The organism is Chamaesiphon polymorphus CCALA 037 (genome assembly GCF_003003845.1).
In the GTDB taxonomy this organism is placed as follows: Bacteria; Cyanobacteriota; Cyanobacteriia; order Cyanobacteriales; family Chamaesiphonaceae; genus Chamaesiphon; species Chamaesiphon polymorphus.
In genome coordinates this window covers 1-10,361 of sequence record NZ_PVWO01000183.1, presented here as the reverse complement: position 1 = coordinate 10,361, position 10,361 = coordinate 1, and the positions used below count along the sequence as shown (strand labels likewise).

The 10,361-nt window shown below is 44.9% G+C and carries 13 protein-coding genes; 8 read left to right on the top strand and 5 right to left on the bottom strand.

Translation table 11 applies throughout. The features are described from left to right. The first annotated feature begins 67 nt into the window (after positions 1–67). The 6 genes from groL (at position 68) to C7B77_RS14840 (ending at position 5,046) form a co-directional block, all read left to right on the top strand. Positions 68–1,744, top strand: coding sequence for a chaperonin GroEL (gene groL, locus C7B77_RS14865; RefSeq protein WP_106306174.1), 1,677 nt, complete (start codon positions 68–70; stop codon positions 1,742–1,744). A gap of 342 nt (positions 1,745–2,086) precedes the next feature. Beyond that, positions 2,087–2,644, top strand: a complete 558-nt coding sequence (locus tag C7B77_RS14860; RefSeq protein ID WP_146138334.1) for a hypothetical protein — start codon at positions 2,087–2,089, stop codon at positions 2,642–2,644. A 154-nt stretch (positions 2,645–2,798) separates the two neighbouring features. Beyond that, on the top strand, positions 2,799–3,404 hold the full coding sequence (locus C7B77_RS14855) for a macro domain-containing protein (RefSeq protein ID WP_106306168.1): 606 nt from the start codon (positions 2,799–2,801) through the stop codon (positions 3,402–3,404). Between the two features lie 108 nt (positions 3,405–3,512). Further along, a complete protein-coding gene (locus C7B77_RS14850) occupies positions 3,513–3,809 on the top strand; it encodes a hypothetical protein (RefSeq protein WP_106306165.1) in 297 nt (98 codons plus the stop codon). Then, a complete protein-coding gene (locus C7B77_RS14845; RefSeq protein WP_106306162.1) occupies positions 3,806–4,171 on the top strand; it encodes a clan AA aspartic protease in 366 nt (121 codons plus the stop codon). The genes C7B77_RS14850 and C7B77_RS14845 overlap by 4 nt, the downstream gene beginning before the upstream one ends. A gap of 215 nt (positions 4,172–4,386) precedes the next feature. Further along, positions 4,387–5,046 carry a hypothetical protein gene (locus C7B77_RS14840; protein ID WP_106306159.1) on the top strand — a complete coding sequence of 220 codons (660 nt, stop codon included), beginning with the start codon at positions 4,387–4,389 and terminating at the stop codon, positions 5,044–5,046. Between the two features lie 134 nt (positions 5,047–5,180). Here the strand turns inward: C7B77_RS14840 and C7B77_RS14835 are convergent, their stop codons facing one another. The 3 genes from C7B77_RS14835 to C7B77_RS14825 all read right to left on the bottom strand — a co-directional run bounded on the left by C7B77_RS14835 (position 5,181) and on the right by C7B77_RS14825 (position 8,473). Next, entirely contained in the window at positions 5,181–6,584 is a 1,404-nt protein-coding gene (locus tag C7B77_RS14835) for an NAD(P)(+) transhydrogenase (Re/Si-specific) subunit beta (RefSeq protein WP_106306177.1), read from the bottom strand. 71 nt (positions 6,585–6,655) lie between these two features. Continuing rightward, positions 6,656–6,952 (bottom strand): NAD(P) transhydrogenase subunit alpha part 2, encoded by a 297-nt coding sequence (locus C7B77_RS14830; RefSeq protein ID WP_106306156.1) that lies wholly within the window; start codon positions 6,950–6,952, stop codon positions 6,656–6,658. A gap of 366 nt (positions 6,953–7,318) precedes the next feature. After that, positions 7,319–8,473 carry a Re/Si-specific NAD(P)(+) transhydrogenase subunit alpha gene (locus C7B77_RS14825; RefSeq protein ID WP_106306153.1) on the bottom strand — a complete coding sequence of 385 codons (1,155 nt, stop codon included), beginning with the start codon at positions 8,471–8,473 and terminating at the stop codon, positions 7,319–7,321. Between the two features lie 399 nt (positions 8,474–8,872). Here C7B77_RS14825 and C7B77_RS14820 point away from each other — a divergent pair, with 399 nt between their 5' ends. Beyond that, entirely contained in the window at positions 8,873–9,097 is a 225-nt protein-coding gene (locus C7B77_RS14820; protein WP_106306150.1) for a type II toxin-antitoxin system MqsA family antitoxin, read from the top strand. A 158-nt stretch (positions 9,098–9,255) separates the two neighbouring features. Here the strand turns inward: C7B77_RS14820 and C7B77_RS14815 are convergent, their stop codons facing one another. Next, positions 9,256–9,690, bottom strand: a complete 435-nt coding sequence (locus C7B77_RS14815; RefSeq protein ID WP_106306147.1) for a hypothetical protein — start codon at positions 9,688–9,690, stop codon at positions 9,256–9,258. Positions 9,691–9,859: 169 nt separating this feature from the next. Then, a complete protein-coding gene (locus C7B77_RS14810) occupies positions 9,860–10,069 on the bottom strand; it encodes a hypothetical protein (RefSeq protein WP_106306144.1) in 210 nt (69 codons plus the stop codon). Positions 10,070–10,215: 146 nt separating this feature from the next. On the opposite strand from C7B77_RS14810, the gene C7B77_RS29280 reads away from it, so the two are divergent. Then, positions 10,216–10,361: alanine--tRNA ligase-related protein (locus C7B77_RS29280; protein ID WP_146138333.1), on the top strand; the 146-nt coding region annotated here is incomplete at its 3' end.

The window sequence follows — 10,361 nt, the reverse complement described above, 5'->3', positions numbered from 1 at the left end:
GAAATCTACTTAGCACTCCTCCTCATAGAGTGCTAAATTTTGGAAGAGATGATTACAATAAAATAATATGGCAAAAATCATAGCGTTTAACGAAGAGTCCCGTCGTGCGCTCGAACGGGGTGTCAACGCCTTGGCTGATGCGGTCAAGATTACTTTAGGCCCCAAAGGACGGAATGTCTTATTAGAGAAGAAATTTGGCGCGCCGCAGATCGTTAACGATGGGATTACCGTCGCCAAAGAAATTGAATTGACTGACCCTCTCGAAAATACTGGCGCGAAACTGATTCAGGAAGTTGCTTCCAAAACTAAAGATTTGGCTGGAGATGGTACCACTACAGCAACCGTCTTGGCTCAAGAAATGATTCGCGAAGGTCTCAAAAACGTTGCTGCTGGTAGCAATCCGATCGGCATCAAGCGCGGGATGGATAAAACGGTAACCATGCTGGTTGCAGAAATTGCCAAACTAGCTAAACCTGTAGAAGGTAACGGCATCGCTCAGGTGGCTAGCGTCTCGGCTGGTAACGATCCGGAAGTCGGCGAGATGATTTCTGCTGCTATGGATAAAGTGACCAAAGATGGCGTCATTACAGTCGAAGAATCAAAATCTCTGACTACCGAATTGGATGTAGTTGAAGGAATGCAGATCGATCGCGGTTACCTCTCTCCATACCTAGTTACCGACCAAGAGCGGATGGTGGTTGAATTTGACGACGCGCTGATTCTGATTACCGACAAAAAAATCAACTCGATCCAAGATCTAGTCCCCATTCTCGAAAAAGTTGCCCGTGCGGGTAAACCCCTCTTAATCATCGCTGAAGATCTCGAGGGCGAAGCTCTCGCAACTCTAGTAGTTAATAAAGCGCGTGGCGTTCTCAGTGTTGCTGCCATTAAAGCTCCGAGCTTCGGCGATCGTCGCAAAGCCATGTTACAAGATATCGCAATCCTCACTGGCGGACAGATGATTTCTGAAGAAATCGGTCTGAGCTTGGATACTGCCAGCCTCGAAATGCTGGGTAATGCAGCTAAAATCACGATCGATAAAGAAAACACCACGATCGTTTCTAATAACAGCAATAGTGGCGATCTCCAAAAGCGCATCGCCCAACTCAAGCAACAACTCGCTGAGACAGATTCTGTCTACGATACCGAAAAACTCCAAGAACGGATCGCCAAACTAGCTGGTGGTGTTGCCGTAATCAAAGTCGGTGCGGCTACCGAAACCGAACTTAAAGATCGCAAATTGCGGATCGAAGATGCACTCAATGCTACTAAAGCAGCCGTAGAAGAAGGCATCGTTGCTGGTGGCGGTACTACATTAATCCACCTCTCCGATAAAGTGACCCAATTCAAAGCCAGTCTCGCCAATGCCGAGGAAAAAATCGGCGCAGAGATTATCGCCAAAGCTCTCGAAGCACCGTTGCGTCAAATTGCTAGTAACGCTGGCGTTGAAGGCTCGGTAGTCGTCGAACAAGTCCGTGCTGCTGCCGATAATATCGGCTATAATGCTGCGACTAATGTCTTTGAAGACTTACTAGCTGCGGGGATTGTCGATCCTGCTAAAGTCGTCCGCTCGTCCTTACAAAATGCGGTTTCGATCGCAGGTTTAGTCTTGACTACCGAAGCTCTCGTCGTCGAGAAGCCCGAACCTAAGTCCGCTGCACCCGATATGGGCGGCATGGGTGGCATGGGTGGCATGGGTGGCATGGGCGGCATGGGCGGCATGGGCGGCATGGGAATGATGTAGTCCCGAGTCCCAATTTAAGTTTTTAGCTGAGGAGGCGATCGAATTTCGATCGCCTCTTTCTGCATTTATATATACAGTTTACCCCACCTTTTTCTTAACTCTCTGGTTATTGAACACTCTGCACGACGACATCGCGATCCTGCGGTAAATCTCGATCGAACGCGTTCGATCGGAAGCTCTGTGGATGCAAGCGATCGCACTGGCTGGTTTGGAGATCGTTTTATTGACAATTAGCATCGAAAGTTTCCGCAATCGAGTCAACTGAGACTGTCTATATAATCTAGTAAAGATATTTTTCGGCGATCGCTATTTAAGTTACAACTTTAACTATTCGTTGACAAATTGAATTACACTGTACTCGGTCATCCCTTCACCATCAATATTATGAATCGCGCATTCAGTCTCAAAAATCTATCTTTAGTCGTCGCGACATTATCTATTTTGCTCGGCTCCTTTTACCCTAGTGCTCGTGCTGGCGAAACCGATGCCAGAGTAAAAGCTGCTTTAGAACAAGCAGGTATGAAATACGAAGTTACTAGCGATGGTGATTTTAAAGTAATCGTAACTTGTCCGAACGATCGGACACAAGTAGTATTAATCAATTCCAATACCAATAAAATTAATGGTACTACTGTAGAGCTAAGAGAGGTTTATGCACTTGCCTACAAAAGTCCTGGACTCTTATCGTCAGAAATCAGCGATAAAATGATGAGGCAATCTCACGACAAGAAAATTGGCTCTTGGGAAATTATTCGGACGAGCAGCAATAATAATTTAGCAATATTTAATGCTAAAATTGATGCGAAGTTAGATGATAACAGTCTGGTTAAAATAATTAATTCAATCGGATTAGTTGCAGACAATATGGAAAAAGAACTGACCAACAAAGATGAATATTGACCGAGACTAGGCATTTTCAATAATTAATAATTGCGGCGTGCTCTGGCGGGAATCTCCACAGCGCACCGCAAAATCCAAAATGGCCTGACATTGCTACTAAGCATTTCAAGCTAAGATTGACAAACTCGATCGATCTTGATATCTTCGATCGCATATGAATCGATCGAATATTAAACTCATCTTAGTAGCCCCAAACTACGCACTATTCCAAGCATTTCAAGAACGTTTCGCTTATTTACCGAATGTAGAAGTATTTAATTGCAGCTTCGAGCAATTAAATACTTACGACTGTCTCGTTAGTCCCGCCAACTCATTTGGCATGATGGATGGGGGTATAGATGCCGCAATTACCGAGTTTTTTGGGATCTCGCTGATGGAACGAGTCCAACAAAAGATCCTCGATGATTATCTCGGCGAGCAATCAGTCGGTACCTCATTTATCATCGCCACCGGACACCCGCAGCATCTTTTTTTAGCCCATACGCCCACCATGCGCGTCCCGATGCAAATTGTGGGCACAGATATCCCCTATATCGCCATGTGGGCGATGCTGTTGGCTGTCGAACATCACAATCGCCATCAGTCACAAAAGATCGCGACTGTTGCCTGTCCTGGCTTGGGCACGGGCATCGGGCGGATCTCGCCTGTGGAAGCTGCCAGACAAATGGCATTGGCTTACGACAACTTTATCTATCCACCAAAATTTCTCAACTGCTTTGTGGCTGCATCTAGGCAACTTCTGATTTGGGAAGGGGTGTAGTACGCGCATAGCTCCCCGCTCCCCTCTCTAGCTATTCCTACCTGAATCTGGCAACGCCGAGTTTGGTATAATCAGAAAAGAATAATATACAGCGCAGTCGATCGGGTTATGACTCAGCTAAATAGTAACGAAGCATCCGTTGCGCCCAACCCTGTCAAAATCGCCAGACGCGGACAGGATCTTTATAATCGATCGATTCGATCGCAGGTCGAAACGCGCGATAATGTTGGTAAAATTATCGCGATCGATCTGACTACGAGCAACTATGAAATTGATGATAATTTGTTAGAAGCTACCGATCGGTTGCAATCTCAATTTCCCGATGCCATCATTTGGGCAGAACGAATCGGATTTAATGCTGTTTATGCAGTGGGTGGTACGTTGACAAAGGTAGATCTATCGTGATTAATGGCATTGTCATCGGACGACAACCACAAGTAAAAGTCATCGTGCGGATCTCTGGCTATCCAGATCTAGAAATTGGTTGTGTAATTAATACAGGTTTTGAAGGAGCTTTGACTTTGCCCGTTGCTGCAATTGCCAAGCTGCAACTGCCTTATGTGGCGACTATTAATACCAATCTTGCTAATGATGAAAATTTAGCGACACCAGTTCACCGCGCAACGGTCGTCTGGGATGGAGTAGAGCTAGAAGTACCAGTACTAGCCATGGGTCGTCGTCCGCAAGTCGGCACTTTGTTACTCAATAATTGCAATCTGAATATCGATTTTAGCGATGGTAGTATTTTGAGTATCGAGGCTTTGTAAGTGTGGTTTCAATGTCTTAAATCCATCGAATCTCGATCGAAATCTAAAAAACTTGTGAACTCGATCGCCTAAATTTCCTAACTATTAACCCGATAAATTGTGATAACGATCGCATCAATCTAGAGAGTAATTTTATCTGTGGAATATACTGATGGCAGTGGTTCGATAGATGACTATAACTACTAATAGCAATCTAGATCTGTGCTGTCGGTTATATGCTGCAACTTCAACTAATTCACTTACTCTATTTAGGCATAATCTTGGCACCTGGAGTCATAGCTGGTGCGATCGTTACCTGGAAAACTCGATCGCCTTGGTCTTTATTTGCGACCATTGGTTATTCCCTACTAGGTTCGTTGATTATTGCCATTAGCACGATGTTATTGGGTAAATTAGTCGCACCATTTTTATTACCGTGGATCGGAGCGTGGACGACTCTCATCGATTTTTCTCAAACGCCAACCAACTCTCAATTTAGCTGGTATGGATATTTTCATTATTATCTCTTATCATACTTACGCTATTCGCTAGTAGCCCCGATCGGGACTGTTGCTGGTGCTACCTTAGCCGGAATGTTACTGATAGTAAGATATCGGCTACTGCGTGAGGGTGGAAAATTCGAGCCGTATTATGCTTGGACGGCTGGCTTTGGGGGTGCGGTAGTTGGCGGTGTATTGGGTGTATTTTCGATTCTTTTGCTATCTTGGCTGGGGTTGAAAGGACTAGAGATATCCAATGGTTTGTTTAGATCTGCTGGTGGCTGTTTCACAAGTTTCGCTCAAATAACTTGGGGGATATCTATCCTTATCAATGGTCTAGTTTGTGGATTGATTAGTGCAGTTTGTGGTGTTAAGTTTGCGAGATTTTTGATGTAATAGAAGGCAGAAAAGGGTAAAGGGTAAAGGGATAAGAAATAAGCAATAGGGCTTTGGAACTATGTTCTTCGCTCCTCATTACCCATCTACCCATCCTACGGTGGTACAGTCCACCCATCTACCCATCCACTAACTTACAATTGTTTAATCTCCGAAACTAACTTGCCAACGACATCCTTAGCACTACCAAATAACATCATGGTTTTGTCGAGATAAAACAACTCATTTTCGACACCAGCAAAACCCGTACTCATCCCGCGTTTAATTATGATCGTGTGTTTGGCTTTGTCCACATCGAGAATCGGCATTCCAAAGATCGGACTGTTGCTATCGCTGCGAGCGGCTGGATTGACAACATCATTCGCACCGATGACTAATGCCACATCGACTCGATCGAATTGCGTATTGATGTCATCCATATCGTAGAGTTGGGGATAAGGCACATTTGCCTCAGCCAACAACACGTTCATATGCCCCGGCATCCGCCCTGCAACTGGATGAATGGCATATTTGACATCCACGCCCAATCGATCGAGCTGATCGGCCAATTCGCGCACGGAGTGTTGAGCCTGAGCGACTGCCATTCCATAGCCAGGGACGATGACAACCGATTGAGCGTAGCCCAGCATCATCGCACATTCTTCAGCATCGACACTGCGCGCCGTGCGATCTTCTTGCTTACCACCAGCACCGCCTTTACCAGATTTGACACCACCAAAGGCACCAAATAACACGCTACTGAGCGATCGATTCATGCCCTTACACATAATCTGTGTCAGAATAATCCCCGATGCGCCCACCAATGCACCAGCAATAATCAAGATATTATTCATCAACACGAAACCCGCCGCCGCCGCTGCAATCCCCGAAAACGAGTTGAGCAGAGAGACAACCACAGGCATATCCGCACCACCGATCGGTAAAACGAATAATACGCCTAAAATTAAAGCGATCGCAGTTAAGCCTAAAAAGATCGCTTCATCCTTGGGTGCGTTCAGAAAATAACCGCTACCGACGACAAAACTCGCAAATAGCAAGATATTCACAGGCTGTTGCAACGGGAAAGTAATCGGCGAACCCGACATCAATTCTTGCAACTTGGCAAACGCGATTAAACTCCCCGTCAGCGTAATTCCACCGATGAGAATACTTAAAATTAAAGTAACTCGACTATCGATCGAGGGTACCTCAGCAGCAGGTAATCCGCGCAGAAACTCCGCCACCGCAATTAGCGTCGAAGCTCCGCCGCCCAAGCCATTGAGCAAACCCACCATCTGCGGCATCTCCGTCATGGAAACTTTGTAAGCACCAATCGCCCCAATTGCCGTGCCGATGGCAATGCTCAAAAAGATCGCCGAATAATTGACAACGCCTGCATTTAATAACGTTCCAACAACTGCCAATAACATCCCGACAGCCGCGATCGTATTTCCCTGTCTCGCCGTCGCTGGCGAACCGAGATATTTCAAACCGATGAAAAATAGCGCAGTCGCCACCAAATAACTAATCTCAATCCCCGTCGGAATAAATCCACTAATATCCATAAATCAGATAGCACTAATACTTACAATCGGTGAGTTATCAATTCTCAATTCTCAATTCTCAATTCTCAACTAACCTTCGTTTCTTTTTTCTTGAACATTTGCAACATCCGATCGGTAACTAAAAAGCCTCCGACAACGTTAATAGTTGCCAGCACGATCGCGATCGAACCCAAAATGGTAATTAAATTATCGCCAGGATTACCAGCAACTAATAAAGCCCCAATTACGGCAATTCCAGAGATTGCATTAGAACCAGACATCAATGGCGTGTGCAGGGTTGGCGGCACTTTATTAATCACCTCCGCACCTGCAAGGGTTGCCAACAGAAAGACAAATAGAGCAGCAATTAACGTCGAACTCATAGATTTTATGTAAGTGTAAGATCTGTAGGGGCGGGTTTATGCTAGTTATCCAAAACGAAGCAAACCATTTAAGAACAAACCCGCCCAACCCACTAGAAAATATTGATGAGAAATTCATGCGGTTGCAAACCACCGCGTGCGTTTTGATTGAGGCAAGACACAATTGTTTACATAATATAGAACCCGTTTGAGATCTTTTTAGATCCTGGTGGCGGAGGGTGGGTTTTGTTTGAGTCGAACAGTAACATCGACATTAAATTGCATAAACCCACCCCTACAGCTCCAGAAAAAGAGAGAATGACGCATTTTGTACGCCAACCGTAGAGATCTTATATGGATTCTATAGAACGCGATTAAATCGATTGATTAAGCAACAACCGAAGGTTGACTGGTACTTTTGACAAAATTCCGAACCCGATCGTGACAAATCTTGCCTTCGTGAGTCACACAAGTACTGCTAACAATATCGTCGGTAAAATCTAAATTCAGAACACCATCCTTAATCAAATACTGCAACAGAGTACTGATATTTTTGGAATACAATTGACTTGCATGAACGGGCACAGAAGCGGGTAAATTTATCGTCCCAATCACCATCACCTGATGCCTATCGATCGACTTACCAGCCTCCGTGTATGCACAATTCCCACCCTGCTCGGCTGCCAGATCGACAATTACCGAGCCGGGGCGCATCTGCGATACCATTTCGGCAGTAACTAATAATGGAGCCTTTTTACCGGGTACCTGCGCCGTGGTAATCACCACATCAGCAGAACGTACGTGTTGAGCGATCGTTGCTTGTGTCAACTCCTTAGCCGACTGCGAAACCTCCTTCGCATAGCCATTTTCGCCAACAGTATCCTCATTTAACGGCACCTCGATAAACTTAGCACCCAAACTCTGGACTTCCTCGCGTACCGCAGGGCGAATATCAAACGCCTCGACAATTGCCCCCAACCGCCGAGCAGTCGCGATCGCTTGTAAGCCAGCCACCCCAGCCCCAATTATAAACACCTTTGCAGGCGCGATCGTCCCGGCGGCTGTAGTCAGCATCGGAAAATACTTGGGCAGAGCCGCAGCAGCCAATAACACCGCCTTGTAGCCCGCGATCGAAGCCTGAGAAGAGAGCGCGTCCATACTCTGAGCGCGAGTACTGCGGGGAATCAATTCCATCGCTAGACTAGTGACACCCTGACTGGCAAGTTGACTCATCAATTGCTCATTTGCCAACGGTGTCAGGCAACTAATCAACGTCGCACCCGATCGCAATTTACCAGCCTCCGCTGGATTTGGCGGTGCAACTTTTAGCACCACATCAGGTTCGCCCCAGAGCCTGTCAGTATCGGCGATCACTTCTGCTCCAGCTTGGGTATAAGCCTCATTACTCCAAAACGATTTTTCGCCAGCTCTAGCTTCTACCCAAATTTCCAAACCCTGTTTCACCAACCTGGCAACCAGATCGGGAATCAGGGCGACACGCTGCTCGCCTGGATTAGTCTCTTTGATAACTGCAATTTTCATGCCAAACTCCGTAATTTTTGCGGCGGGGACAATCTCGATTGATGCTACTTACTTAATGTTTATTGTAAAGACGAATCGATTTAACGATCTAGCTTAGGTAAACATTCAGCATAATTGTGTTCTGTGTAACAGAAAATGTTAGATCTCTATTGTTTAATGTGAGTGGTAGTCAGCACATTTTCAACAGCCGACTTCTAAATTAGTTCAATTTAGTCCTGAAAGGGATAAATATTAATCAAGTAATCTTAAATTAATAGTTAATTTAAGTAACATATTCTTAACACTTGCGACTCGGTATAGGAATGAAGGGATCTAAAGTCGCGATCGACGACATCTCTGAAGCTAGATTGTCGCAATCAGCAATCTGGGAGAATAACTTTAGTGTTGCGAAATAAATTGATGAAATGTATCCTTTGCAAACACGGAACTACTTACAGTGGAAGTGTTAATGTTACTCTAGAACGGGATAATTGCATCATTATCCTCAAGGATGTACCCGCTGATATTTGTGAAAATTGCGATGAGTATTACCTCAGTAAAAACACAACAGCAGCAGTTCTCGATCGTGCGGAGCGGGCGATCGATCGCAATGCCGAAGTTGAAATTCTCCGCTTTGCTGCCTGATTTATACTACTTTGCTCTTATCGATCGTTGCCGCAATTATAAATATGGAAAAAGCGATCGGCTAGTAACAGAATTTTTCCGGCATAATTTTAAGTAAATAAACCTAGATTTACCAGATCGCCGACTTCTTCGAGAAGTCGGCGATCCGGTAGAGGTCTCTATGTAGTTAGTAGCTGCTCGCTCTTTTGAAGAAAGCCGTTACCATCAATTATGAAAACTATCTCGCCATCTTCCTCACGCTGATAATAGCATCGTGCAAAAATAAATCCAAAGCTAATTCCTCGCTCGCTTCCTTCAAGAATTAGTGCGTCTATCTGACTGCTATCAGCTAATGGTAATAAGGCATCATAGCCTAACACATAAGCATCGATTTCTTGTTTTGAATCGCTAATTTGAAGTTTAGCATCATAAATTCCTTGAGATGCCATATCATCACTATCATTAACAAAAACAGTGATTTTGCCGCCGCTACTTCCGGTTGTAAATAAAAATGGAATGAGTTGCTCTCCTCGATCGATTATATCAGTTCCATGAGTCATAGCATCTTCAAATAGCTTTTGCAGTCGATCGCTCAATTCAGGATGATATACCATTAGACTTGAATTTCAATACTCACTTTTACTCAAGTATGCCCATCAGATGCAGAATTGTATCTAGATTCTCGATCGATTTACCTCGAATCGATAGAAACACACAGCAGGGCATCAGGAGCACCGAAAGCATCAAATCCTTCAATAAAGTTAAATCTTTGACTGTCGCGTATTATGCTTGTGGTGGTTCTGATTCTAACAGTTGGGCTAACTTGTGAGCCGCTTCATGAGAATCAAATGGCGACCAAATTTCGTAAGTTGCACCAGGTTGTAAGGCTGGTTCCTCCTCTTTAGCTAGTTCTGTCACTAAAAACTGCATGACCTTTAACTTATCTGCACGAGGCAAATTTCTTAGCGTTGGAAATAGCTCCGTTATTGTCATAAGTGTCGAGATGATTCACTTCATCCTTTATTTTGTCACAACTAGATCGACTGCTGATGAGAATGAGCCGGATTGTTATTGCCGAAGCCAAAAATGGCACAATAGAGAGATAGTTACTATACTGCCATCCCTATATTTAAAGTCTTATGTCTGCTCTCAAACTCAGCGGTGCCGAGATTCGTCAAGCCTTCCTCGATTTTTATAGCCAGCGGGGACATCAACCGTTGCCGAGCGGTTCCTTGGTGCCAGAAGATCCGACGGTGTTATTGACGATCGCGGGGATGTTACCATT

What these genes read in the sequence shown, in the direction of transcription:
- C7B77_RS14825 (WP_106306153.1), bottom strand. Translation starts at nt 8,473, where the DNA reads ATGAAAATTGCAGTTATCAAAGAGACTAATCCAGGCGAGCAGCGTGTC.
- C7B77_RS14815 (WP_106306147.1), bottom strand. Translation starts at nt 9,690, where the DNA reads ATGGTATATCATCCTGAATTGAGCGATCGACTGCAAAAGCTATTTGAA.
- C7B77_RS14840 (WP_106306159.1), top strand. Translation starts at nt 4,387, where the DNA reads ATGCTGCAACTTCAACTAATTCACTTACTCTATTTAGGCATAATCTTG.
- C7B77_RS14820 (WP_106306150.1), top strand. Translation starts at nt 8,873, where the DNA reads ATGAAATGTATCCTTTGCAAACACGGAACTACTTACAGTGGAAGTGTT.
- C7B77_RS14830 (WP_106306156.1), bottom strand. Translation starts at nt 6,952, where the DNA reads ATGAGTTCGACGTTAATTGCTGCTCTATTTGTCTTTCTGTTGGCAACC.
- C7B77_RS14810 (WP_106306144.1), bottom strand. Translation starts at nt 10,069, where the DNA reads ATGACAATAACGGAGCTATTTCCAACGCTAAGAAATTTGCCTCGTGCA.
- C7B77_RS14855 (WP_106306168.1), top strand. Translation starts at nt 2,799, where the DNA reads ATGAATCGATCGAATATTAAACTCATCTTAGTAGCCCCAAACTACGCA.
- groL (WP_106306174.1), top strand. Translation starts at nt 68, where the DNA reads ATGGCAAAAATCATAGCGTTTAACGAAGAGTCCCGTCGTGCGCTCGAA.
- C7B77_RS14850 (WP_106306165.1), top strand. Translation starts at nt 3,513, where the DNA reads ATGACTCAGCTAAATAGTAACGAAGCATCCGTTGCGCCCAACCCTGTC.